Raw genomic sequence first — 23392 nt, 5'->3', positions numbered from 1 at the left:
CCTCCCATGAAGGAGGCTTGAATGAACCATAAAACAGAAACGCCGCACTTGCTAGACAGCAGCAAGGACGGCGGATCGGTAATTCAAAGTGGTTGGTCCCCTTCTGATTACCGCAATCCGCCCCTCACCGCAACGAATTTAACAACATCGATCATCGCAAAGCGCTTCCGCCTTCCGATAGCGACGGCGCGCGTCGTTTGCGAGCTTGCCGGAATTGGAGGCGCAGCATGAGCAGGCGGAAATCAGTTCAGTCGCTTACAGTCAAAATTCGGCCGGATGGCGGGCTTGTTACAGTCGTGGGCCGGGATGCTTGGGCGCTCGATCAGCTTCTCCGAGCTGGCGATGCGGGATGCACCCCTTTGCACAATCCCGCGCTGCGCTGGTCGCATTATATCTTCAAGCTTCGGCAAGCCGGTATCGTGGTGGAGACGATCCACGAAGAGCATGGCGGACCTTACGCCGGAACGCACGGACGCTACGTTTTGCGTTCAGATTTGAAGGTGCTTCGCGAAACTTCGGCGGTGACGCTATGAGCGCCGCGAGAGAGATAACCCGCGCGCTGGGCGGTCACTGGCATGGCCGCTATGGCGTGGCGCGCTGCCCCGCCCATGGCGACAAGCGCCCAAGCCTGAGCCTATCGGACAGACGGCAGGCTCTTGCTTCGCTGCCATTCGGGTTGCAGCTTCACGGATATTCTGGACGCACTGAAAGGCCGGGGACTGGTCGAGGGCGAGGGAAACTATTCCCCGCCATCGCCCGCCGACCTTGAGCGTATCCGGCAGGCCGAGAACGACGAAGCGAAGCGCAAGGAAGGCCGCGCACTGGCCTGCTGGCGGGAAGCTCGCCCAATCCACGGCACGATTGTCGAAACCTATTTGCGCCATAGGGGCATTACCAGCACCCTTGCCGATACATTGCGGTTCCATCCCGATTGCTGGCACCCTTCCGGCAATCGCTTCCCTGCAATGGTCGCGCTGGTCGAGGGAGCGCCGCGTCTGGCGGTGCATCGCACATACCTTCGCCCGGATGGTCGCGGCAAAGCGCAGATCGAGCCAGCAAAGGCGATGCTGGGGGCCGTGGCAGGCGGCGCGGTGCGCCTCTCCAGCGGCACCGATAAGCTGATTGTGTGCGAGGGCATAGAAACGGGCCTCTCGCTCCTCTCCGGCCTTGTGCGCGGCTCTGTGGCCGTCTGGGCGGCACTATCCACCAGCGGCATGAAAGCCCTGTCATTGCCGGATAATCCAGCGCTGCTGACGATTGCCACGGATGGCGACGACGCGGGCCGGGAAGCGGGCAACGCGCGGGCGACCCGCGCGGCGTTAGCGGGCTGGAAAGTCAGCCTGTTGCCCGCCCCAGACGGTCGGGATTGGAACGACATTCTCCTGGTGAAAGGAGCGGCGGCATGAGCACGATCGAGCCTACAGCGAAAATCCTTGATCACTTGGTGCGGGAAGAACCGTTTGAGCTTTGGAAGAAGCCCATCCCCATTTCATCCAGCCTGCCCCCCGTCGAAGCATTTGTGCCGGAACTATTACCGGCTGCACTTCGGGGTTATGTTTTTGATGTTTCCGATCGACAGCAATCCGTCCCCGATTTCGTGGCGGTGGCGGCGCTTTGCGGCATCGCCTCCATAATCGGAAATCGTATCCGCGTCGCTCCGAAGCAACTGGATGACTGGATTGAGGTTCCCAACCTATGGGGGGCTATCATTGGACCGCCGTCCGCGATGAAAACCCCGGCGATGCAAAAGGCCCTTGGCCCTGTTTATGCAATTCAGGACGATATGCGGAAGCAGTGGCAGGAGGGCTTAAAGTCCGCCGATATCGATGACGTTCTAGGCAAGATTGAAACCAAGGAAGCAACGAAGGCAGCGGCGAAAGCATACAAAGAAGGCGACAAGGATGCAGCCCGCGCTATCCTTGCCGAAATGACAAAAGGCGACGACGATGAACCGCCTTGCCCGCGCATTGTGGTGAACGACGCCACTGTCGAGAAGCTGGGTGAACTTCTGAATGAAAACCCTCGCGGCCTGCTGCTGGTCCGTGATGAGCTTCCGGGCTTCCTGTCTCAGATGGAGAGCGAGGAACACGCCAGTGATAGGGCCTTCTATCTCGAAGCCTTCAATGGTTCAGGTCAGTTCACCTATGACCGCATCGGGCGCGGAACGGTCCATATCGCCAATTGCACGGTAAGCATTATCGGCGGCGTTCAGCCCTCGCGGATTGCCCCGATTGTCCGAGGGGCGATTACCGGCGCGAGCAATGATGGCTTGATCCAGCGTCTACAGTTGACCGTCTGGCCGGATCCGCGAGCTTCGTGGCAGTGGATTGACCGGCACCCGGATAGAGCCGCCAGAGAAGCCTATGAGGCAGTATTCCGTGACCTTCACGAACTGGAACTAGGCAGCCCGGATAACCCCACGGTGTTCAGGCTTTCAACGCCAGCACAGGGCATGTTTCAGCAATGGATGGAGGAAATTCAAACTGAGGCACGAAACGGCAAGCTGTCTACGGTTCTCGAAAGCCATCTGCTGAAAATGCCCAAGACGGTCGCCAGCCTCGCATTGATATTCGAGTTGGTCGAGGGTGGCCACGCCGAAGTCGGGCCGGACGCCATGGCTCTGGCTCTGGGGTGGGCGGATTATCTGCGAAGCCATGCGAACCGGCTTTATTCATCCGGCAACACAATCGTTGTCGAGGACGGCGCGCGCCTCATACCGGAGCGGCGCGACATGCTACCGGAAGAATTCACCATCCGCGATATTCAGCGGAAAGGATGGCAGGGCCTTACTGACCGCGATGTTTTAGCCGCGGCTGTCGAGCTTCTGGAAGAAACGCATCATTGCCGCAAGTTCGACAAGGCCGCTGGGGCAGCAGGCGGACGCCCCTCAGCATCCTATCGTTGGAACCCCAAGATGAAGGAGGCGAAAAATGGGGCGCTGGCTTGAGGCATTAAAAGACGCGAAAACGTACCCAAGGCAAACCGACAAAACTGACAAAAATACCGAAACTCCATTTTTGTCAGTTCTGTCAGTTCCGTCCGGGGCCGAAAATGAAAATTTTTCTGCTGATCGAGAGGCGAGCGACAAGAGCGAGAAACCCAACGCACCACTTGAGCGAGGGCGGGTTATCCCATTTCCCGGCGCGGAATGGTCGCCCGACACGACGCCTAAGCCAGACGATCCAGAACGCTACGCGGACGCTCTGCTTGCCTATGGCCCCATGTCCTACGGGATGGCGATGCGCATTCTTGGCTGGGGAGGCACCCGCGCCGGACAGGCCGAGGACGCCTTGAGAAAACAGGGCCGTATCGCCTTTGACAAATTTGGACGGGCTGTTCTGAAAACGGAGGATAAAACACCATGACTAAAGCAATGAAGGAAGCGGCGCGATGGCTGGCGACAACGCCAGATGCCGCGAAGCCTCACCCGATAATCCCCCACCTCAGGAAGCAGTTTGGCCTTTCGCCCGTCGAGGCGGTCAGGGCCATCACAGAAAGCCATCTCATCAAAGCGAGGGCGTCATGAGCGAGCAGACTTTCTTAAAACCTCCTGGGACAACGACCCGCTGATGTACCCGGCATTCATGGGCTGCGTTCAATGGGCGCTGGGGACGGATGAAATCATCAAGCGCTATCGCGACGAAACCGGCGACAAGTTCGAGTTCGGCAAGAGCGGCATTGAGCAGATGGTCGATCAGGCGACCGGCGCGGACTTCGCTTTCTTCCAGCGCTTTTCCGATTGGGTGGAGCGCGAAATCTTCGGAACGCCGGAGATGGTTCACGGGGGTAATGGAGCGTAATGGAAGGTAATGGAACCATGACAGCGCATGAGGCAATCAGGCGCGCTATAGCCGCCATTCCGCTTTTCCCAGAAGGCGAGGATCGATGACCACTCACGCCCCGCCTAAATTGGACATTGAGAAATTCCGCAAGGTCTATGCGCTGGTTTCGGGCGGCGCGACGGATGGCGAGCGGAGGGCGGCAAGAGCGCGGGCGGAGGCAGTGGCGAAATCCGCCGGCATGACCTTCGCGCAAGCCGTGTCAAAACTGGACGGCGTGAAACCAGCATCGAAACCGGCTTCAAATCCGTTCGATGACTTATTCAATTCGCCGGAAGCGCGCGCCAGGAAGGCCGAGAGGGAAACCCGCAATGATAAGCTCAGAGCGAAAGTCCTCTCCGCTTATGGATCGGAGGCGGCGGTGTTCGCTCACAATGCGCGTGAGGTGCTGCTTGCCGCCGCCGTCGAGCATATCGCTACATGGGAATACTGGACCGATGATGACGACCGCCAGTATCGGTTTGCGTCCACGTTGGACGGCAAGAAATCTCACCTCTGGGACATGGACAGCATAACCCCGGCAATCCGAGAGGCGGTGACAAAAGCCTATCCATGGCCGTCAAATTTGGACGGGGTGCTAAGAGAGGTAAAGCAATGGGACCGCCTTCGCTGGGACCGGGGCTTATTCAACGGCGGTGGCTGGGACCATCATGCAGAGGTGGAATGCCGCATATCCCTTCTGGAGCACTCCCTTGATGAGGGACAGGCCGCAACATCATGGGAAGACATTCAGGCGCGGTTCGACTGGAAGCGGTATGAATTTGAGCGCCAATGGATTGACCCGACCAAGCGTGAAGACCCCTTCATGGATCGGCTTGAGGAAGATTTTCGCATTCTTCGCGAGAAATCAGAGGGCATCCATACTGTGGATACCCATGGCTCAGATTTGAGCCATACCGTCCGCCGCACCAATGCCGACAAGCGCGCCGCCGTCCTGTCCATGTTGGACGCAAACCCGGAGCTATCGGACAGGGAGATTTCCCGGCGCGTGGGTGTCAGCCCGCAAACTGTGGGCAACTGGCGAAATCGACACACCCCATAAGTGAGGCAAATTGTCGCACCTATATATCTCCCCGGAATTTGATGGAACCTGATAGACGATGAGCGGCGGTGAAATAAGCCAACCGCTTGATAATTAATACGTATTTCGAGAAAGCGCGCCCCTTTCGTGGTAAATTGTGCCACGAAAGGAGATTGCTATGCGTTCAGATGTTGCAATGCCGGATTATATCCACGTCCGGGTTTTCAGGGAAGAAAAGCGGACGCTGGAAAAGCTCGCCCAGGAGAAGGGAACTTCGCTCTCAGAGTTGATCCGCGCTTCGGTGCTCCCCCAAGCTGGGGAGGCTTCCCCGCGATGAACAAGCCGCTTTTACGGCCCTTTAAAGCCCCGGCAGGCGTTTACATTCTGCACCCTGATTTCGTGCAAGGGATAATCCGGCAAGTCGCGCTGCAGAACTTCGATGATGTCACGCGCCGCGTCGATTGGGACGCTGCACGGGCGGAAATCATGCAAATCACCCACATGCTTGCGGAGATAGCCAGTGAGGATGTGCGAGCGGAGGGCGGCAGCGAAATCGAAGCCGAAATACACGCCAACGAAGTTTATGAAAGCTTGGTCGCAGGCGCGACCGGCATACAGTGAAGGAGAGAAGCCATGTCGAATTTTGATCTTCGCTGGCTGGGTATGCCGCAGGTTCCGAATTACCTGACAGCACAGCCCAACCTCATGCCACAAAACATGCTGACCAACCCGCAGCCGCAATCCGGGCCGATAATCGACTTGACGGCGACCGGCTCCATTCCCTCAAAGGAGACAATCCCGAAGGGCGGCATAATGTCGGCGTTCGAGCAGCCGCAGGGAATGGTCAATTCGCCTGTTGCTGTTGGCCGGAACGATCCGAACTATTTCCCGCCTGCACCAGCCGCAAACGGCCCGCCTATCACGCAGCAGGATTATCAGGCGTCGTTGCGCCACCTCCAGCCGCAGCAGGGCGCACAGCAGCCCGCACAGGCGCGTTCAGGTAATTCGGGCGGTAACTTCATGGAGACAGCCGCCGCGTTCTTGCAGGGGCTTGGTTCGGGCAACGGCGTTCTCTCTGCAATCGGCGGCGGCCTGAATGCCGTCAACAACGTCAAGAAGGAGAACCAGACCGTCAGCTATCTCACGGCTCGCGGCGTCCCAGAAGGTGAAGCGGAGATACTCGCGCAGCATCCGCAGGCGGCTATTCAGGTGATCCAGAATTTGCAGAAGGGTGCTGATCCGAAGGCCGCGCTGGAATTGCAGAAGCTGGGGCTGGAAGTGGAAAACCTCCGAAACCCGCAGATCAAACCGACGAGCGATATCCAAGAATATGATTTTGCCCGCCGCCAAGGCTATCAGGGAACGTTCTCGCAATACCAGCAGGAGATCAAGAAGGCCGGGGCGACCAATGTTACTCAGAACGCCGCCCAAGATGAAAGCGAGTTTGCGAAGAAAGCCGCAGGGCGAAATGTCGAGCGGTTCGGGGCGCTGGCTGATGCTGGAACGCAATCCGCTTCGGTGGCGCAGTCCATCCCCGTCATGCGTGAGTTGCTGACGCAGGCACCGCAAGGCCCGGTATCGGGGCGCTTAGCTGAAATGTTCCCAGGCTTCAGTTCTGCCGGGGATGCTTTCACAGCGCAGGTGAACCAGTTGGCCCCAACCTTACGGGTTCCGGGGTCTGGCGCGCTATCGGATAGAGACATGGATATTCTCATGGGGAGCTTCCCACGCCTTCGCGGCAACCCAGAAGCCAACCAGATGATTATGAATATCTTCGAGCGAAAGGCGCAGCTTAATGCGGAGCGCGGCGCTATCGCATCCGGTGCTTTGCGCGGTGAAGTCACTCCGGCAGAAGCTGACAGGCGCTTAGCCGAAATCGACAAACAGCCGCTGCTCGATGAGCGTACCCGCTCGATCCTTTCCAATTCGGGTGGCAATCAAAACGCCCCCGCCGCGCCGCAAGGCGTTGATCCTTCGCTATGGGGCATCATGACGCCAGAGGAGCGCGCACTATGGAAATGACCCTTGAACAGAAAAGAGCCATCGCGCTTGCATCGGCTCGCTTGAGATTGCAGCAGCAGGGCGGTGGGCGGAACGCCACCGGACAGGATGGGAGCCTGAACGCTGAGAATACCATGCGCGCGCTTGGAACCGGCATTCCGGTTCTTGGCGGCCTGCTGAACAAACTCGACGCAGCGACCAACGCCACGCTTGCGCCGGTCGTGGACCCTTTATTGCCTGATGACTTTCAGAAGCTTCCCGGCGAAACGTGGGGAGAACGCTACAACCAGGCGCTGGATATTCAGCAGAGCAAGGACAAGGCGTTTCAGGAAGAACACCCCTATGTGAATACCGGCCTGAATATTGCGGGAGGTGTCGCAGCGACGGTGCCGCTTATTGCCGCTGCTCCCGCTGCCTTCGGTGCCGGTGGCGGCACTGGCTTGGGTGGCCTTGCGAAGAATATTGGTGCAGGGGCCATGTCAGGGGCAGGCATCGGAGCAGCAGACGCTGGCGTTCGGAGCGATTATGATCCAAGCGCCATGAAACAGGGCTTGATGTACGGCGGTATGCTTGGCGGTGCAGCACCTATTGCAGGTCGCGCCATTGGTAAGGGAATCGCCGCACTCACCGGCCCTTCCCCTTCACGAGCACAGCAAGCTTTCACGCGGGCCGCCGCCGCAGACGGTGTTGATGACGTACCGGCTCGCCTCGCGCAGATGGGGCCGGATGCCATGCCGATGGACCTTGGCCCGAATCTGCAATCGTATGCTGGTGCCTTGGCCGGAACGCCGGGCCGCGCGCAGGAGATGGTTCGGTCCGCAGTTTCGCAGCGGCAGGCCGGGGCAGGGCAGCGCGTATCGTCTTCCCTTGATGATGCGCTCGGTCAGAACGTCGATACCGTGGCGCTCGCAGATGACATTATCGCCCGCAGATCGGCGGCGGCAAAGCCGCTCTACGACGCAGCGTATTCCAAGCCTGTTCCCTTCTCGAAAGAACTGGAGGAACTGTTGCGCCGCCCTACGGTCGGAAAGGCGCTCAAGAAAGCACAGGGGCTTGCCGCAGATGAGGGCATTACCTCGCAGCAATGGTTCGCCAATGTATCGGACGATGGCAGTGTTGCGCTGAGAAATGTTCCAGACGTTCGGCAGCTCGACCTGACAAAGCGCGCCCTGGATGACATGATTTCCTCAGCGCAGCGCGCCGGAAACAACAATGAAGCACGGATTTTCATTCAGCAAAAAGACCTTCTGACAAAGATGGTCGATAAGGCGGTGCCAGAATATGCTCAGGCTCGCAAAGCGTTCAGCGGCCCTGCCGCCGTGCTCGATGCGCTGGAAGAGGGGCGGGCCATTTTCAAGAACCAGATGACGCCCAATCAGATACGCACCCAGCTTCTCAAGATGGGGGACGCAGAACGCGAAGCCTTCGTTCAGGGTGGACGCTCCGCTATCGCAGACACAATGGGAACGGCGCGAAACGATGCATTGAAGGGCATCCAGACATTCGAGAGCGGATACAACAAGGAAAAGCTCGCTCTTCTAGTGGGTAAGGACCAAGCCGACCAGATGCTGAAATCGCTTGATGCTGAGCGCGCCTTTCGCCTATCCCGCGACAGCGTGACCGGCAATTCCGAAACATTCGCCCGCGCTCAGGCGATGAAGTATATTGGCGCGAACGCAAAAGAACCGGGCGTTATCCGTGAACTCTTGAACATGCAGGCGGGGAGTGCCGCCGCCAAGTTGGGAGATAAGACCGTTGGGCGCGTCCAATCGGCCTCACAGCAGAAGGTGAATGAAGAACTCGCGCGCTACCTGACCGTAAAGCCGGGGAACCAAACGGACCTGAAACAGGCAATCGACGCTATCAGAGCCGCGCAACGCCGGAAGGACATTACGGCGGATCAAGCTTTGAAATTCGTCGTCAACGTTCAGGGGCAGTTTGCCCGTAAGGTTAGCGGACCGGAAACCGCGCCTAGAGTTCTGGGGCAGGAAGCGCGCAAGCCGCTGGAGATTACGATACGGCCTAACCGCTAGGGTGTTTCGCGGACGTTGCGGGAGGCGAGGAACAGAAGGCCAATCCCAACGAAGAAGCCAACACCAACCCCCATTCCGAAATCACCGTTGATCCCGGTGAGAAGCCAGTGAATGCCACCCATGACTAGGCCGAAAAGAACGAAGCAGATCGCGTAAATGAAGCCCTGTTGGTTTCTGGTCATCCCTAACCCCTATCCTTGCGCCACACTATAGGAGAAAACCGCGTGGGGCGGCAAGGTTCCGAAAATGGGTCCATCCGAATTTGGAGAGACCCCATATGTCGAGGTCGAGGCGCATATCGTCACGCTCTCCGATATGCGCCTTCTGACGAGGTCTCAAAAGTATCAAAATTAGCCAAATCCGATTTTTGATACTTTTGAGGGTTCGGCTCTGGGGCATTTTCATAAAATTCTGAGCCGAAAAAATACGAAAACAGCCCAAAGGCGAACTGACAAAACTGACAAAAATACCCAAGTTCCATTTTTGTCAGTTTTGTCAGTTCCGTTTCAGGGGAATTGCAGAAAAAATTTTGAGCCGGAAGGAGCCTATGAGGCACTGCCTCCCGCTACTCGTCCCCTTCTCTTTTCCTCCGAAGTAGCAGAAGTAGCGGGAGTAGCAGTAGCAACCGGCCCTTAACAGAATTTGGGAGGTGGGACGCGGCAGGGGCCGCAAGAACGATCAAGTGGCAAACTCTACCACTCGAAGCCCCCGCAATTCCCCCAGGAGCCGTTGAACGGCTTCGAACCTCATAGCGTGGCTCGACCAAAGGCGGCGTTTGGTATCCTCGACGGCCAGCGCGCCTTTGTGGGTGCGACCGTTAAAAATCGCGACTGATTGAGGGTGCGCTACATCTTCGCCGTCTATGGCGTCGTAGAATAGCGCCTCAATCAGATAATCCGGCCGGCGAGGATTGCTGTTTATCGAAAGCCGAACCTGACAATCTTTATCATACCCCCTCATGTTGCCGAGAACGGCCCGAACATACTCCGTCTGGTTATCGACTAAGCCCATTATGGTGACCAAAGTCGCGTCCGGTGGCAGTGCCGGTTTCATTCCGGCCTTATAGGTTTTCGGCATTTTGCTCACGGTTTCAATACCCCACCAGGACAGATCACCTGTCCATTTTTAGAAAAGACATACCCCTTCGCCACCAATTCAGATTTCAGCCAAGCGGACGCGATGTAATAATTGGGATGGCCCACGGATATGGAATAGCGGCGCGATGCGCCTCCAGGCGACACTTGCGGCTCTAAGAGCGCGTTTCCGCCGAGATGATGCCCGTTCAAAGAAGCCTCGATAATTTCATTCTCGGACAGGTGCTTTGAAGCGAGGCGGCATAGCAAATCCATCATGCATTTTTCGCTCGCCCAATAGACGGGAATGACCCTTTCGAAGATGAGTTCGGTGCTGTCATAGCCCTCAATCTTCCAATATCTTCGGTCGCCCTTCATTCGGAACGCGGTCCTGCCAGCGCCACTCCCGGCCCGTTTGCCACCTGTCCATTTTCGAGAAATTGGACGCCTGCATTCGCCAAAACAGAAATCAGGGCTTCGATATTCTGATAGTTGCCGCTCAGCACGCCAGAGCCGCCTTCATAGCGTTTCAACGTCTGAATATTGACGTTCGAGGCTTCTGCCAACGCCCTCTGTTCCATCTTGAGAAGGGCGCGCGCCGCCCGCAATTGTTCCGATGTTATCGCCATTTTGATACCTGCGTATAAAAAATTGAACTCACGTATTGACCATATAGTTCATACATGGTACGTAGGTATCATAAACGATATAAGGGAACAAGCCAATGTTCAACCGTTCTGAAATCATGAAGCGCGCATGGCAGGATTATAAAGCCCGGTACGGTAATCGCCCGTTCAAGCGCTCTCTGTTCACTTGGTGCCTGCAAATCGTATGGGCCGAACTGAAGCAAGCGATTGCCTATCGGGTTAACCCGGTGGCGGCGAAGATTGCCGACCTACGGCACGAGGCCGAAATGCTTTCATACAAGCCTTGGCGGATCGATATCATGAACCGCCAGCGTGAGATTGAAGGGCAGATTGCCAGCCTTTTGGCGGCCTGAAATGACGCATAGAAGCGGCATGAATTTCTAAGTGTCATGAAAAAACATAATAAAATCAATTGGCATGACGCTTATGACACTTATGACGCTTATTTTTACCCCCTCTGAGAGTATACCCGAACGAGGGTAAGACCGAACCAACCAACTTAAAAAATGTGGGACAGACCAATGACGGAACACACCATTCCGGCGAGCGCCGAAGGCTTGCCCAATACCCCGCAGACGGACAAACAAAGCCGTGAGGCGGAAGCGCGGGAACTTTTTGCTCTCCTTAGCGAAAACGAGCGCAAGCGCGTGGCGGCGCTTCTGCGTCGTATGGCGGCGGTAATTGATGGCGACGGGGAGGACGTGCAATGAGCGAGGTAATCCAGTTCAAAAGCTCGCGCGGCCCTGTCGCCGTCCAGCTATCAGCCTACCCGCAAGAGGGCGGATGGGTGCTCTATGCCATAGAAACGCTGAACGGTGACGACACCTGGACAATTCGCAACACCACCAAATCCAAGCCTGTCGGCTGGGTTCGCGCGGAGAGCCTCGCCCTTGAGTTGGGCGTCCCACTTCTCCCGCAATCCACCTTTCCGGGGAGGGAGGCGTGATGAAGCCTCTGACCGAAACGCAGCGCATTGCCAAATTTCTCGCTAAATGGCGGACGCTCACCGAAGCTGAAAAGTTGGCGCTTCTCGCCAAGCTGGATCGGCTTGACGTGAAGGAGGACGCATAATGGCACTTTCCGCTGACGATGTGCTCAACATCAAAATCTTGGTTGTCATGTCCAAATTGGACGAACGGCAGAAGCTGGCGGCATTCGAACGGTTCGACCGTGAATGGCCGGAATACGCCGATCAAGCGGAGAAGCTCCTGAACTTGATGCAGGAGCGGGACGCGGTGCTCGATGCAGCAGGGAGGGCCGAATGATGCTGGCGACCATCCGCATATTCCTAGCCTTCCTCCTTCTTCGTATCGCTCGCGGCGTGACGGTCGTTTCCATCTGGGTTCTGCCTAAGGTGAAAGGCGGCGTGGAATGAACAGCCCAGCGATTTACCGCCTTCGTCGGCTGTTGCTCGAACGCTGGATCGATGAAGCGATTGCACTTCTCGACCAGATCGACGGCGACACGGATTTAGAAGACGGAGACGAGGATTATGAAGACGGGCGCGAATATCCGGCGAGGATGATGGGCGGGCACGGGCTTTGAGCAGCCTGCCTCAGCTTCAGGGTATTCGATTCAGAGCTTAAAATTTCTGATTCCGAATTATGGAGTAATGGGGGGAGAAAGGCCCCCGGCGCGAATGGGAACATCGTCCGAATTGGTGAGCGTCACCGGCTTTCCCCAATGGGGGAAGTTCCTTGTCAATCATGTCAATATGGGAAAATCCCATAATACCGCTGGGGGAGATATTTGAGCGCCCCGATTTTGGGGACCGCACCAGCCGCACCGATTAATCCCATATCATACGCGAGCAGACGGCCCGCACCGATTTAAGTAACATCATATCGCGAGCAGAACCACGTTATCCCGGACCGCTGGAGAGGGGCGAGCGAGCGCCCCACCGATTAATCCGGCATCACCACGCGAGAGAAAGCGACCGGCGCGGCGCGGAGAGGTTTTCCGATTTTTGATACTTTTGAGGGTTCGGGTTTTAAGGGTTTGATGAATTTTCCCAACAGGGCAATTTTGTCAGGCGGTCTATGGCCGTTTGAAAAACAATCAAAGAGTATCAAAGCGGGGCGGCATTCTCCAAAGCCATGGAGGCAGGCCGGAGAGTTTCGGGAGCAGTACGCGCGGACGCGGGGCGGCGTGTGCCTTCCCGCTTGAATTAAATCAAAGGAAATCAAACGCGGCTCGCGGCATTCTCGGAGCGGAAATCTGAATTCGTGGAGGGCGCAGCTGGTCTCAGCCAGCGAGAGCCGCCTTGACGGTTTTAACGGGGATGAACAGCCGGAGCGGGTTGGACGGCAAAGGCATGAAGCCGAACTTCTCCGTATAAAGCTTCAGCCGCCGCGCCGTGTTCCTCTCGTTCCCGCAATCCAGAACATCGAGCATGATGACGCGTATTCCCATTTGATCCGACACCATGACGATCCGCTGCATGGCGTCAACGAGAAGCATTTCCCCGAAACCTTGCCCTTGAAAGCGGCTGTCCACGCCTATCATGGAAATATACGCGGCGGCGATATTGCCGTGGCTGGGCCGGTTCTTGGCATATGGCGGCGGGAGGTCCCGGTAATCGACGGAATGAGCATTTAGGGCATAGAAGCCAATGAGTTCATTTGTCCCGGCAGTTAGAACAAACACCCGGATTGCATCAGCCTTCGATAATTTGTTCGCCGTCAGCTTGAGGAAGTTATCGACTTGCGGCACCCCGCAAGAAAAAGCCGCTCGATCATGTTTGTCTGGATCGAACGGCTCAATGGTGCGCAGGTTCGGATTTTCGCTTGTCACTTTGAAATGACCGCCCTTCTATGGCGGGCAAACGCTGCCTTCAAATGTGCGGTCGGCTCAGGAGGATTGTCGAGAAGCGTAAAGAACGCTTCATGATCCACCGGCTGCAAGAGTGTGTGTTCATGAGCGGCAATGGTTTCCATCGCAGCCTTGTATGCCGCACTCATGGTGAAGACCGAGTCATCCACACCGGAAAGAGCAGCGGCGCGCTGAATGGTCCTCTTGATCCGGGGCTTGGTGCGAAAGTTCATTCTCTCGCTGCTTTTCTCGTCAACGCCGCTAACTTCATCATGGAAAGCCAACATATCAGCCTCCTGCGTCCTGTGGTTGGTGCTGTTGATCATACGTACGTCAAAACGGCGTACAGTTCAATAGCAGCGCGTATCACACATTCTCACCCACTGCCATTGTATGTCAGGCAAAATCGTTTTCCGATGGGAAGTCCAACCGAACGACGCGAGGGGGATTAAGGGGTGGATTGGAAAAGCTGAAAATCATCTAACGAGTTGAAAAATAATGGTTTTTCAGAGAAAAATGGTGCCCCTGGCCGGGATCGAACCAGCACTCCTTGCGGAACTCGATTTTGAGTCGAGCGCGTCTACCAATTCCGCCACAGGGGCCCGGACGCTTGCATGCAGCGTCGGATGCGCCGGACTATAATTATATGCACCTTCCCGTCAACAGGAAGATCGCAGTGGACCACATGAATGTTGCGCAGGCGTGATTGCCCGGTGCCGCTTTAGCCTCTAGAGAATGGCCGACCGAACCGACAATTTGGAACGCTGATGCTGCGCAAACTTTACGACTGGACCCTTTCGCTCGCCGCCAGAAAATCCGCCCAATGGTGGCTCGCCTTCATCGCCTTCATTGAAAGTTCTATTTTCCTGGTGCCGGCGGATGTGCTGTTTCTGCCTATGGCGCTGGCCAAGCCTGAGCGCGCCTATCGCTATGCGCTGATTGCCACCATCGCCTCCGTGCTGGGCGGCATCGCCGGCTGGTATCTAGGTTATCACGCCTATGAAACGGTTGCGAAGCCCGTGCTCGAAATGTACGGCAAGCTCGATACATTCGAGCGGCTGCGCAACTCCACCAGCGCCGATGCCATCCTCCTGATGCTGATAACCTCCGGCCTCGCCCATTTGCCGCCAATCAAGGTGGTGACGATCCTTTCCGGCGCGGTGGGCGTCAATATCTGGCTTTTCATCGTTTCAGCCATCGTCGCGCGCGGCGCCCGCTTCTTCTTCCTCGCCTGGCTGCTGCGGAGCTATGGCGAGCCGATCCGCGAATTCATCGAAAAGCGGCTAGGACTCATTGCGGGCGCCGTATCCGTCGCCCTTATTTTGCTGTTTATAGCAATCAAGTATTTGCACTAAAGCCTGAAATAAAGCCGTACAGGATCGGTCCATGTCCCTCGATATCGCCTCGCTCCGCGCACCCTCCGGTCGCACCCAGACCGTTGCCGCCATCTTCCTCGGCCTCGCCATGGCCGCGACTGTCGGCGGAGCGCTAGGCTTCCAGCATCTGGGCGGCTTCATGCCCTGCAAGCTCTGCCTCGAAGAGCGCACCCCCTATTATATCGGCGCGCCATTGATGCTCATCGCCGCTCTCGCCGGTGGCTTGAAATGGCCCGGCTGGCTCGTGCGGGGTCTCCTGCTGGCGGGCGCGCTGCTGATGACCTACGGCCTTGCGCTCGCGGTCTTCCACGCGGGCGTGGAGTGGAAATTCTGGGCCGGCCCCACCGATTGCTCGGCGGCAAGCATGTCGATCACCACCAATGCCGGCAATCTCCTGGGCGATATCAATTCGATCCGCCCGCCCGCATGTGACACGGCTGCAGGCCGCTTCCTCGGTCTCTCCTTTGCCGGCTGGAACGCCGTGGCGAGCCTGATTTTGCTTAGCGTTGGGTTTTATGGCGCATTCACCCGATCGGATAAAAGATCGTAAGGCTCTACCGGGAAACGGATCAGGCCGAGTCGAAAATGGTGATTTGCGAGCACCGGAGCGGAGCGTACTTTTGGGTACGTGAGCACCGGAGCACAGCAAAGCGCCATTTGCAGACCGGCCTCATCCGTTTCCGATCAGGGTTCCAGCTCGACATCCCAATAGAGATAATCAACCCAGCTCTCATGCAAAAAATTCGGCGGGAACAGCCGGCCATTGTTATGCAGATCATGCACGCTTGGCGCAAAAGCCTTTTGCCGTGGCCACATCTTGGCCTCCGCCGGCATCATGCCGCCCTTGCGTAAGTTACAGGGCGAACAGGCCGCCACGACATTCTCCCATGTCGTCTCGCCGCCATGCCGGCGCGGGATGACGTGATCGAAGGTCAGGTCATCATGCGTGCCGCAATATTGGCATTCGAAGCGGTCGCGCAGGAAAACGTTGAACCGGGTGAAGGCCGGATTGCGCGAGGGGCGCACATAGCTCTTGAGACAGACGACGCTCGGCACGCGCATGGAAAAGGAGGGCGAGGCCACTTCATGATCGTATTCGGCAACGATATTCACACGGTCAAGAAAGACCGCCTTGATCGCGTCCTGCCAGGACCAGAGCGACAAGGGATAGTAGCTCAGCGGACGGTAGTCCGCATTTAATACCAGCGCGGGCAACCCGCCGGGCGACACGGCTACCGTCAAGGAATCACCCTCCTTTGGAGCAAGTCCAGGAACGGACCTGCTTGGAAACAAAGAATTCAACCAGCCGACATCTATAATGTAAGCCTGAGGTGACACTAATGTGAAGCGCAAAACGAGAACGAAGGCGTCTCGCCTATCAATTCCTCGTATTTTGGTTTCTTTTTGCAAAGATTATAAAAGGGGAGCGGCCTCTCTGCCGCGAATAACCGCGTAATAAGCCCAGAACAGCCGCGCCGCCACGCCGCGCCATGGCGACCATATTTCAGCGAAAGCGCGCAGATTCTTGGCATCAGGGCGCGCCTCATGCCCGAAGGCATGGCCCACTGCCGCCTGCAACGCCACATCGCCTGCCGGAAATACATCCGGATGGCCTGCCGAAAACAGAAGGTAGACCTCCGCCGTCCATGGGCCGATACCCTTGATGGCCGTCATCGTAGTGATCGCCTCGTCCGCCGGATGGTCGCACAGGCCGAGAAGATCAAGCTTCCCCGCAAGAACAGCCTGCGAGACATGAGCGAGCGTGGCCTGCTTGGGTCGCGACAGGCCGGAAAGCCGCCAAGCCTCCTCGCCAGCCGCCAGATAATTCTCCGGCGTCAGCGGATCGATATGAGCCTTGAGCCTCCCCCAGATCGCCGCCGCGCTCGCGGTCGAGACCTGCTGCGCCACGATGATCGAGGCGAGGCTTTCAAACCCCGGCTCGGAGCGGCGAAGCGGCACACTTGCCACGGCGGCGCGGATAGCGTGAAGACGCTCATCGCCCGCCACCAGCGCGCGGATGCCTTCCTCTATATCGTCAAGCGTATCGATGCGCCGCATTTGGCTGTCCTTGTCTTGCATGATCCCAAAAAGTTGCAGACTTTTCGTAATTGATCATGCGATAAAAAATACGTCCTTCGCTTTAAATCGCAAATGGACCCTATCGGTAATCTTCCGCTATGAAACCCATTTTCCGCTTTGCCCCCAGCCCCAACGGCCTCTTGCATCTGGGCCACGCCTACTCAGCGCTTCTGAACGCGCGCATGGCGGGAGAAGCCGATGGCCGCTTTCTCCTACGCATCGAAGATATCGACACCGCCCGCTGCGCCCCGGAACTGGAGCACCATCTGATAGAGGATTTGCGCTGGCTCGGGCTTGAATGGGAAGAGCCGGTGCGCCGCCAGTCGGAGCATTTCGCGGATTACCAGGCAGCGCTCGACACGCTCATCGAAGCCGGGCTGGTTTACCCCGCTTTCATGAGCCGGGGCGAGGTGCGCGCCCGCATCGATGAATGGACGCGCGATGGCCGCGAATGGCCGCATGACCCCGACGGTACGCCGCATTACCCCACCGACGAACGCACCATGCCAGCCGCTGAACGCCGCCTCCGCATCGCCGCTGGCGAACCCTTCGCCTGGCGCCTCGATGTGGAAAAGGCCATGGCCCGCTACGGCAGGGATTTATACTGGGATGAAACCGGCGCGGGACCGGCGGGTGAGACAGGCCGCATCGCCGCCGACCCATCGCGTTGGGGCGATGTCGTCATCGCACGCAAGGAAACGCCCACGAGCTATCATCTTTCCGTCGTCATCGATGATGCGCTGCAAGGTGCCACCCACGTCGTGCGCGGCCGCGATCTTTTCCACGCCACCGCCGTGCACCGGTTGCTGCAGGATATACTCGGTCTCCCCGTACCGCTCTACCACCATCATGACCTGATCCTGGGCGAAGATGGCCGCAAGCTTTCCAAAAGCCGGGGAGACACGGCGCTCCGTTCCCTGCGCGAGGCGGGAATGCAGCCGGAGGACATTCGGCGGCTGGTAGGGCTATAATCTGCCGGATTTTTGTCATCCCGTTGAAAATGATATTCATCTTTGACGGATTGACGAAACTCTCAGCGTGGGTTTCAACCCTACCCACAATTAACGAGGAGTAGCTGCCATGAGCGCACGCATCGAGATCGACGGCCTGAAGGTCGCAAACGAACTCTATGATTTCATCAACAACGAGGCGATCCCCGGCACCGGCGTCGAGCCTGCCGCGTTCTGGTCCGGCTTTGCGGAAATCGTGGCCGACCTTGCGCCGAAGAACCGTGAACTCCTTGCAAAACGCGATGCGTTTCAGGCGAAGATCGATGACTGGTACAAGGCGAAGCGTGAGACCGGCTTTACGCAAGACGAATACCAGGCCTTCCTGAAGGAGATCGGCTATCTCCTGCCCGAGGGCGAAAAATTCTCCGTCTCAACTGCAAATGTCGATCTTGAAATCGCCGTCACCGCCGGGCCGCAGCTTGTCGTTCCCGTCATGAATGCCCGCTATGCGCTGAATGCCGCCAATGCCCGCTGGGGTTCGCTCTATGACGCGCTCTACGGCACCGACGCCATTTCCGAGACCGACGGCGCCGAACGCGGCAAGGGCTATAATCCGAAGCGCGGCGAGAAAGTCATTGCCTGGGCCAAGGCGTTTCTTGATGACAGCGCGCCGCTCGAATCCGGCAAGTGGGCGGATGTTACCGGCATCACCGTGGAAGATGGCGTTCTCACCCTCACCCTTGCCGATGGTTCGACCACGCGTCTCATGGATATCGGCCAATTCGCGGGCTATCGCGGCAAGCCAGCCTCTCCTTCCGCAGTTCTGCTGGTCAAGAACGGCATTCATTCCGAGATCGTCATCGATGCCGCCCATTCGATCGGCAAGTCCGACCCGGCGCATATTGCCGATGTGGTGCTCGAATCCGCGCTTACCACCATTCAGGACTGCGAGGATTCAATCGCTGCGGTCGATGCCGAGGACAAGGTCGCCGTCTACAGCAACTGGCTGGGCCTGATGAAGGGCGATCTGGAGGATACGTTCGAGAAGGGCGGCAACAAGATCACCCGCCGCCTCAACGCCGACCGGGACTATACCGCGCCGAACGGGGCGCCCCTCACCCTGCCCGGCCGCTCGCTCATGCTCATCCGCAATGTCGGCCACCTCATGACCAATCCCGCTATTCTTGATGCGGACGGCAACGAAGTCCCTGAGGGCATCATGGACGCCGCCTTCACGTCCCTCATCGCTCTGCATGATGTCGGCCCGAACGGACGGCGCAAGAATTCCCGCGCGGGCTCCGTCTATATCGTCAAGCCGAAGATGCACGGGCCGGAAGAAGTCGCCTTCGCTTCCGAACTTTTCGCCCGCGTCGAAAAACTCATCGGCATGAAGCCCAACACGCTGAAGATGGGCATCATGGATGAGGAGCGCCGCACCACGATCAACCTGAAGGAGGCGATCCGCGCCGCCAGAGAACGCGTGGTCTTCATCAACACCGGCTTCCTCGACCGCACCGGCGATGAAATCCACACCTCGATGGAAGCAGGCCCGATGATCCGCAAGGGCGACATGAAACAGGCCGCCTGGATCGGTGCCTATGAAAACTGGAACGTCGATATCGGCCTCGAATGCGGCCTTTCCGGCCATGCGCAGATCGGCAAGGGCATGTGGGCGATGCCCGATTTGATGGCCGCGATGCTCGACCAGAAGATCGCCCACCCCAAGGCCGGCGCCAACACCGCCTGGGTACCCTCCCCCACGGCGGCAACGCTCCACGCCACGCATTATCACAAGGTTGATGTCGCCGAAGTGCAGGAAAAGCTGAAGAGCCGCCCCCGCGCCAAGCTTGACGATATTCTCTCCGTTCCCGTGGCAAGCCGGCCCAACTGGACGCCGGAAGACATCCAGCACGAACTCGACAACAATGCGCAAGGCATCCTCGGCTATGTCGTGCGCTGGGTCGACCAGGGCGTCGGCTGCTCGAAGGTGCCCGACATCAACAATGTCGGCCTGATGGAGGACCGCGCCACGCTGCGCATCTCCTCCCAGCACATCGCCAACTGGCTGCACCACGGCGTCGTCACCGAGAGCCAAGTGATGGAAACCATGAAGCGCATGGCCGCTGTCGTCGACAAACAGAACGCGGGCGACCCCAACTACCACCCGATGGCCGCCGATTACGACAACTCCGTAGCCTTCCAGGCCGCCTGCGATCTCGTCTTCAAAGGTCGCGAGCAGCCGAACGGCTATACCGAGCCGGTACTTCACGCCCGTCGCTTGGAGCTGAAGGCGAAGGGCTGAGAGAGATTTCACAAGCAGATTGATTGACGAGAAAGTGGCGGGGCAATCCCGCCGCTTTTTTATTTTCCTCTACCCGACACGCTCCCATTGACTCCATCATAGTGGATATTATTCTAACATGATGGAAAACGACATCGACCATTTGGACAATGCCATCGGCGAAAACCTGCGCCGCCAGCGTCTGGCGCAAGGGTTGACGCTGGACACACTCGCCGACGCCTCCGGCGTCAGCCGCGCCATGATTTCGCGCATCGAGCGCGGAGAGACGAGCCCTACGGCGCAATTGCTGGCACGGCTCTGCGCCGCGCTCGGCACATCGCTTTCGGCCTTCTTCGCTGATGCCGAACAACCCGCCTCGCCCTTTCTCGCCCGCGATGCACAGCCCGTCTGGCGCGATCCCGACACCGGCTATATCCGCCGCTCGGTTTCACCGTCAGGCACCGGCTCGAATGTCGATCTGATCGAAGTGGAATTCCCGCCCGGCGCCCGCGTCGCCTTCGCCCCGCAGACCGCCAATGCCGGCATCACCCAGCACATGTGGCTGTTTGCCGGCGAGATGGAAATGAAAGTCGGCGAGACGGAATACCGGCTTCACCCCGGCGATTGCCTGTTCATGCCCCTGATGGCGGGCGTAACTTTTCACAATCCCGCAAAGACCCCGGCCCGCTACGCCATCGTGCTTGAACGGCGCTCCGGCTTCTAGAAGAGAATACCCATGATCAAAGTCCTTGATGCAAATGAGACCCGCGCAGCTCTCCCTGCCCTCGCCGAAATTCTCTCCGATTGCGTCAACGGCGGCGCGTCCGTCGGGTTCATGATGCCCTTCTCGCCGGATGACGGCCTGTCATATTGGTCGCGTGTCGCATCCGAGGTCGAGGCCGGCAGCACGGTGCTCCTGATAGCGGAGCATCAAAGCAAAATCGTCGGCACGGTGCAGATCGGCATGGCGCAAATGCCGAACCAGCCACACCGCGCCGATGTGAAAAAACTGCTCGTCCACCGCAAGGCGCGCGGTCTGGGCCTCGCCCGGCAACTGATGGAAAGCCTCGGAACGGAAGCCCGCAAACGCGGCAAGACCCTGCTTTGCCTCGATACCGCCACCGGCAGCCCGGCCGAAGCGATCTATGCCCGTCTCGGCTGGAAGAAGGCCGGGATCATCCCGAACTACGCCCTGTTCCCGGACGGCCGCTACTGCGCCACCACCCTCTTTTACAAAGGTATCTAGAAATCATGCCCCTCATCCGCCATGCGGCCGAAGCCGATCTGCCAGCCATTCTCGCCATCTATAATGATGCCGTGGAAAACACGACCGCCATCTGGAACGAGAAACTTGTCGATCTCGAAGACCGGCGCGCATGGCTGAAGACGCGCACGGAAGCCGGCTTCCCCGTCCTCGTTGCCGAGCGCGACGGCCGGACGATCGGCTACGCCAGCTATGGCGCGTTTCGCGCCTTCGACGGCTATCGCCACACCGCCGAACTCTCGGTCTATGTCGACAAGACCGCGCGTGGCGGCGGCATAGGCCGTCTTCTCCTGACCGAACTGATCGAGGAGGCAAAGCGGCGCGGCGTACATGTGCTGATCGCCGGGATCGAAGCCGGCAATGCCGCGTCCATCGCACTCCATGCCTCGCTCGGCTTCAACGAAACCGGACGCCTGGCCGAAGTCGGCCGCAAATTCGACCGGTGGCTCGACCTTGTTTTCATGCAGCGGATTTTATGATGATGCCGTTGTAGCCGCGCCCCCTTGATAAGACCTTTTAAGAGAGCTATTTATAGCACTCTTAAAAGGCTTGGAGTGGTCGAATGCCGCACGTTATCTTGGCTGAAATTGCGGCCAGCATTTCGGAATTGAAAAAGAACCCGATGGGGACCGTCGCCGCCGGCGAAGGTGCGGCGGTTGCCATTCTCAACCGGAATGAACCGGCATTTTATTGCATTCCTGCCAGCACCTATGAGGCGCTGCTGGACCGATTGGAGGACATGGAACTCAACGCCATTGCCGATGCCCGCAAGGGACAGAAAGAGATCGCGGTCAGCCTTGATGAGCTATAAGCTCAAGTTTTTGGAAGATGCTGAAAAAGACTGGTGCAAGCCGGCTGGTCTACGAAGTAGTCGACGTGGAAATTCTTGTCGTGGTTATTGCAATCGGTAAACGCGATCACGACGAGGTTTACAAGATCGCCGCGCAGCGAGACGTTCGGCATTGACATTTCCCAGCTGGATATTAGTTTAGAATTATTCTAAACAGAGACCCGCCAAATGCTCAGCCGCTTTTTCCGCACAGGGCGTCGCCCCTTTTCCTCGCTGTCCGAGCAGGAAATCCTCGCGCTCGCCATCTCGTCCGAGGAAGATGACGGGCGCATCTATCTCTCCTATGCCGACGGGCTGAAGAATGAATTCCCCCAGACGGCGAAGATTTTCGAGGAGATGGCGGCGGAGGAAAACGGGCACCGCGAGCGGCTCATCTCCCTTTTCCGCAAACGCTTCGGCGAGCGTATCCCGCTGATCCGGCGCGAGCATGTCAGCGGCTATTATGAGCGCAAGCCCGATTGGCTGGTCCGCCCGCTTGGCATAGACAAAGTGCGAGAGACGGCGGAAGCGATGGAGGATCAGGCCTACCGCTTCTATATCGAGGCATCCAAGCGGGTAAGCGATGCATCGACCCGCAAGCTGCTTGGCGATCTCGCCATGGAGGAAAAGCAGCATGAATCACTCGCCAGCCGCCTTGGCCTCAAGCTCACGCCGGGAGATGTGAGGGAGGAAGAACGCGAAACGGAACGCCGGCAGCGGTTGCTCACCTATATCCAGCCGGGCCTCGCCGGGCTGATGGACGGCTCGGTCTCCACCCTCGCGCCCATCTTCGCCGCCGCCTTCGCCACGCAGAACACCTGGTCCACTTTCCTGGTCGGCCTGTCAGCCTCCATCGGCGCCGGCATCTCGATGGGCTTCACCGAAGCCGCACATGATGACGGCAAACTTTCCGGTCGCGGCTCTCCATGGAAACGCGGCGTCGCCAACGGGCTGATGACGACGCTGGGCGGCCTCGGCCATGCCCTCCCCTACCTCATCCCGCATTTCTGGACGGCGACGAGCATCGCCATCGCCGTTGTGTTCGTGGAGTTGTGGGTCATCGCCTATATCCAGAACCGCTTCATGGAGACACCGTTCCTGCGCGCCGCCTTTCAGGTGGTGCTCGGCGGCGCGCTGGTTTTCGCAGCAGGTGTGCTCATTGGAAATGCGTGAGCACCTCATTTTTTA

The 23392-nt window shown here is 58.2% G+C and carries 35 protein-coding genes, 1 tRNA gene and 1 pseudogene; 27 read left to right on the top strand and 10 right to left on the bottom strand.

Features of this window, described 5'->3' with window-relative positions; genetic code table 11:
• Positions 1–21 precede the first annotated feature (21 nt).
• The 12 genes and pseudogenes from C7477_RS07205 (at position 22) to C7477_RS18950 (ending at position 8894) form a co-directional block, all read left to right on the top strand.
• The gene (locus C7477_RS07205) at positions 22–231 is read left to right on the top strand and encodes a hypothetical protein (RefSeq protein ID WP_110750556.1); all 210 of its coding nucleotides are present in this window, start codon (positions 22–24) and stop codon (positions 229–231) included.
• Positions 228–533 carry a winged helix domain-containing protein gene (locus C7477_RS07200; RefSeq protein WP_110750554.1) on the top strand — a complete coding sequence of 102 codons (306 nt, stop codon included), beginning with the start codon at positions 228–230 and terminating at the stop codon, positions 531–533. Before C7477_RS07205 ends, C7477_RS07200 begins: the two co-directional genes overlap by 4 nt.
• A pseudogene (locus tag C7477_RS07195) lies at positions 530–1406 on the top strand (DUF7146 domain-containing protein). Before C7477_RS07200 ends, C7477_RS07195 begins: the two are co-directional and overlap by 4 nt.
• On the top strand, positions 1403–2947 hold the full coding sequence (locus C7477_RS07190; protein ID WP_110750552.1) for a YfjI family protein: 1545 nt from the start codon (positions 1403–1405) through the stop codon (positions 2945–2947). Before C7477_RS07195 ends, C7477_RS07190 begins: the two are co-directional and overlap by 4 nt.
• The gene (locus C7477_RS07185) at positions 2931–3365 is read left to right on the top strand and encodes a hypothetical protein (protein ID WP_110750550.1); all 435 of its coding nucleotides are present in this window, start codon (positions 2931–2933) and stop codon (positions 3363–3365) included. Before C7477_RS07190 ends, C7477_RS07185 begins: the two co-directional genes overlap by 17 nt.
• Complete coding sequence (locus C7477_RS18955) at positions 3362–3526, top strand: hypothetical protein (RefSeq protein WP_181418370.1); 165 nt, start codon at positions 3362–3364, stop codon at positions 3524–3526. The genes C7477_RS07185 and C7477_RS18955 overlap by 4 nt, the downstream gene beginning before the upstream one ends.
• Before the next feature lie 43 nt (positions 3527–3569).
• On the top strand, positions 3570–3800 hold the full coding sequence (locus C7477_RS07180) for a hypothetical protein (protein WP_110750548.1): 231 nt from the start codon (positions 3570–3572) through the stop codon (positions 3798–3800).
• An 85-nt stretch (positions 3801–3885) separates the two neighbouring features.
• Positions 3886–4881 carry a winged helix-turn-helix domain-containing protein gene (locus C7477_RS19165; protein ID WP_245411751.1) on the top strand — a complete coding sequence of 332 codons (996 nt, stop codon included), beginning with the start codon at positions 3886–3888 and terminating at the stop codon, positions 4879–4881.
• Between the two features lie 157 nt (positions 4882–5038).
• A complete protein-coding gene (locus tag C7477_RS07170; protein ID WP_110750546.1) occupies positions 5039–5197 on the top strand; it encodes a DUF6290 family protein in 159 nt (52 codons plus the stop codon).
• Positions 5194–5481: a hypothetical protein gene (locus C7477_RS07165; RefSeq protein WP_110750544.1), complete on the top strand. Its 288-nt coding sequence runs from the start codon at positions 5194–5196 to the stop codon at positions 5479–5481. Before C7477_RS07170 ends, C7477_RS07165 begins: the two co-directional genes overlap by 4 nt.
• Positions 5482–5493: 12 nt before the next feature.
• Entirely contained in the window at positions 5494–6882 is a 1389-nt protein-coding gene (locus C7477_RS07160; RefSeq protein WP_110750542.1) for a hypothetical protein, read from the top strand.
• Entirely contained in the window at positions 6873–8894 is a 2022-nt protein-coding gene (locus C7477_RS18950; protein ID WP_181418369.1) for a hypothetical protein, read from the top strand. The genes C7477_RS07160 and C7477_RS18950 overlap by 10 nt, the downstream gene beginning before the upstream one ends.
• Here C7477_RS18950 and C7477_RS07150 read toward each other — a convergent pair.
• From C7477_RS07150 to C7477_RS07130, 4 genes are all read right to left on the bottom strand, one after another.
• Complete coding sequence (locus C7477_RS07150; protein WP_110750540.1) at positions 8891–9076, bottom strand: hypothetical protein; 186 nt, start codon at positions 9074–9076, stop codon at positions 8891–8893. The genes C7477_RS18950 and C7477_RS07150 overlap by 4 nt on opposite strands.
• 496 nt (positions 9077–9572) lie before the next feature.
• Positions 9573–9971, bottom strand: coding sequence for a hypothetical protein (locus C7477_RS07140; RefSeq protein WP_110750536.1), 399 nt, complete (start codon positions 9969–9971; stop codon positions 9573–9575).
• Between the two features lie 5 nt (positions 9972–9976).
• Positions 9977–10345: a hypothetical protein gene (locus C7477_RS07135; protein ID WP_110750534.1), complete on the bottom strand. Its 369-nt coding sequence runs from the start codon at positions 10343–10345 to the stop codon at positions 9977–9979.
• Entirely contained in the window at positions 10342–10596 is a 255-nt protein-coding gene (locus tag C7477_RS07130) for a helix-turn-helix domain-containing protein (RefSeq protein WP_110750532.1), read from the bottom strand. Before C7477_RS07130 ends, C7477_RS07135 begins: the two co-directional genes overlap by 4 nt.
• 95 nt (positions 10597–10691) lie before the next feature.
• Between C7477_RS07130 and C7477_RS07125 the strand changes: the two genes are divergently transcribed.
• The 6 genes from C7477_RS07125 to C7477_RS18945 all read left to right on the top strand — a co-directional run bounded on the left by C7477_RS07125 (position 10692) and on the right by C7477_RS18945 (position 12159).
• Entirely contained in the window at positions 10692–10967 is a 276-nt protein-coding gene (locus tag C7477_RS07125; RefSeq protein ID WP_110750530.1) for a hypothetical protein, read from the top strand.
• A gap of 168 nt (positions 10968–11135) precedes the next feature.
• On the top strand, positions 11136–11324 hold the full coding sequence (locus C7477_RS07120; RefSeq protein ID WP_110750528.1) for a hypothetical protein: 189 nt from the start codon (positions 11136–11138) through the stop codon (positions 11322–11324).
• On the top strand, positions 11321–11560 hold the full coding sequence (locus tag C7477_RS07115) for a hypothetical protein (protein WP_110750526.1): 240 nt from the start codon (positions 11321–11323) through the stop codon (positions 11558–11560). The genes C7477_RS07120 and C7477_RS07115 overlap by 4 nt, the downstream gene beginning before the upstream one ends.
• Complete coding sequence (locus C7477_RS19360) at positions 11560–11685, top strand: hypothetical protein (protein ID WP_281032525.1); 126 nt, start codon at positions 11560–11562, stop codon at positions 11683–11685. Before C7477_RS07115 ends, C7477_RS19360 begins: the two co-directional genes overlap by 1 nt.
• Positions 11685–11879, top strand: coding sequence for a hypothetical protein (locus tag C7477_RS07110; RefSeq protein ID WP_110750524.1), 195 nt, complete (start codon positions 11685–11687; stop codon positions 11877–11879). The genes C7477_RS19360 and C7477_RS07110 overlap by 1 nt, the downstream gene beginning before the upstream one ends.
• A gap of 106 nt (positions 11880–11985) precedes the next feature.
• Positions 11986–12159: a hypothetical protein gene (locus C7477_RS18945; RefSeq protein WP_181418368.1), complete on the top strand. Its 174-nt coding sequence runs from the start codon at positions 11986–11988 to the stop codon at positions 12157–12159.
• A gap of 699 nt (positions 12160–12858) precedes the next feature.
• Here the strand turns inward: C7477_RS18945 and C7477_RS07105 are convergent.
• The 3 genes from C7477_RS07105 to C7477_RS07095 all read right to left on the bottom strand — a co-directional run bounded on the left by C7477_RS07105 (position 12859) and on the right by C7477_RS07095 (position 14027).
• On the bottom strand, positions 12859–13407 hold the full coding sequence (locus C7477_RS07105) for a GNAT family N-acetyltransferase (RefSeq protein WP_110750522.1): 549 nt from the start codon (positions 13405–13407) through the stop codon (positions 12859–12861).
• Positions 13404–13712, bottom strand: coding sequence for a type II toxin-antitoxin system TacA family antitoxin (locus tag C7477_RS07100; protein ID WP_110750644.1), 309 nt, complete (start codon positions 13710–13712; stop codon positions 13404–13406). The genes C7477_RS07105 and C7477_RS07100 overlap by 4 nt, the downstream gene beginning before the upstream one ends.
• 230 nt (positions 13713–13942) lie before the next feature.
• Positions 13943–14027 (bottom strand) — tRNA-Leu (locus tag C7477_RS07095).
• A 165-nt stretch (positions 14028–14192) separates the two neighbouring features.
• On the opposite strand from C7477_RS07095, the gene C7477_RS07090 reads away from it, so the two are divergent.
• Complete coding sequence (locus C7477_RS07090; protein WP_110750520.1) at positions 14193–14780, top strand: YqaA family protein; 588 nt, start codon at positions 14193–14195, stop codon at positions 14778–14780.
• Between the two features lie 43 nt (positions 14781–14823).
• Positions 14824–15351, top strand: coding sequence for a disulfide bond formation protein B (locus tag C7477_RS07085; RefSeq protein WP_181418372.1), 528 nt, complete (start codon positions 14824–14826; stop codon positions 15349–15351).
• Between the two features lie 134 nt (positions 15352–15485).
• On the opposite strand, the gene C7477_RS07080 is transcribed toward C7477_RS07085, so the two are convergent.
• Both C7477_RS07080 and C7477_RS07075 read right to left on the bottom strand, forming a co-directional pair.
• Positions 15486–16043 carry an HNH endonuclease gene (locus C7477_RS07080; RefSeq protein WP_110750516.1) on the bottom strand — a complete coding sequence of 186 codons (558 nt, stop codon included), beginning with the start codon at positions 16041–16043 and terminating at the stop codon, positions 15486–15488.
• A gap of 171 nt (positions 16044–16214) precedes the next feature.
• Positions 16215–16859 carry a DNA-3-methyladenine glycosylase family protein gene (locus tag C7477_RS07075; protein ID WP_110750642.1) on the bottom strand — a complete coding sequence of 215 codons (645 nt, stop codon included), beginning with the start codon at positions 16857–16859 and terminating at the stop codon, positions 16215–16217.
• A 119-nt stretch (positions 16860–16978) separates the two neighbouring features.
• Here C7477_RS07075 and gluQRS point away from each other — a divergent pair, with 119 nt between their 5' ends.
• The 6 genes from gluQRS to C7477_RS07045 all read left to right on the top strand — a co-directional run bounded on the left by gluQRS (position 16979) and on the right by C7477_RS07045 (position 22186).
• Positions 16979–17851, top strand: a complete 873-nt coding sequence (gluQRS, locus tag C7477_RS07070; protein WP_110750514.1) for a tRNA glutamyl-Q(34) synthetase GluQRS — start codon at positions 16979–16981, stop codon at positions 17849–17851.
• A 109-nt stretch (positions 17852–17960) separates the two neighbouring features.
• On the top strand, positions 17961–20132 hold the full coding sequence (locus C7477_RS07065; protein WP_110750512.1) for a malate synthase G: 2172 nt from the start codon (positions 17961–17963) through the stop codon (positions 20130–20132).
• A 121-nt stretch (positions 20133–20253) separates the two neighbouring features.
• Entirely contained in the window at positions 20254–20835 is a 582-nt protein-coding gene (locus tag C7477_RS07060) for a helix-turn-helix domain-containing protein (protein ID WP_110750640.1), read from the top strand.
• A gap of 6 nt (positions 20836–20841) precedes the next feature.
• On the top strand, positions 20842–21357 hold the full coding sequence (locus C7477_RS07055) for a GNAT family N-acetyltransferase (protein ID WP_110750510.1): 516 nt from the start codon (positions 20842–20844) through the stop codon (positions 21355–21357).
• A gap of 2 nt (positions 21358–21359) precedes the next feature.
• On the top strand, positions 21360–21854 hold the full coding sequence (locus tag C7477_RS07050; RefSeq protein WP_110750638.1) for a GNAT family N-acetyltransferase: 495 nt from the start codon (positions 21360–21362) through the stop codon (positions 21852–21854).
• An 83-nt stretch (positions 21855–21937) separates the two neighbouring features.
• Positions 21938–22186 carry a type II toxin-antitoxin system Phd/YefM family antitoxin gene (locus C7477_RS07045; protein WP_110750508.1) on the top strand — a complete coding sequence of 83 codons (249 nt, stop codon included), beginning with the start codon at positions 21938–21940 and terminating at the stop codon, positions 22184–22186.
• Between the two features lie 2 nt (positions 22187–22188).
• On the opposite strand, the gene C7477_RS18940 is transcribed toward C7477_RS07045, so the two are convergent.
• On the bottom strand, positions 22189–22338 hold the full coding sequence (locus C7477_RS18940; RefSeq protein ID WP_181418367.1) for a hypothetical protein: 150 nt from the start codon (positions 22336–22338) through the stop codon (positions 22189–22191).
• Between the two features lie 55 nt (positions 22339–22393).
• Here C7477_RS18940 and mbfA point away from each other — a divergent pair, with 55 nt between their 5' ends.
• Entirely contained in the window at positions 22394–23377 is a 984-nt protein-coding gene (gene mbfA / locus C7477_RS07040; RefSeq protein WP_110750506.1) for an iron exporter MbfA, read from the top strand.
• Positions 23378–23392 lie beyond the last annotated feature (15 nt).

Origin of the sequence: Paramesorhizobium leguminum, assembly GCF_003217235.1 — a bacterium.
Taxonomy (GTDB): domain Bacteria; phylum Pseudomonadota; class Alphaproteobacteria; order Rhizobiales; family Rhizobiaceae; genus Paramesorhizobium; species Paramesorhizobium leguminum.
Note: the sequence above shows the minus strand (reverse complement) of the source record. Positions and strands in the feature narration are given on the sequence as shown.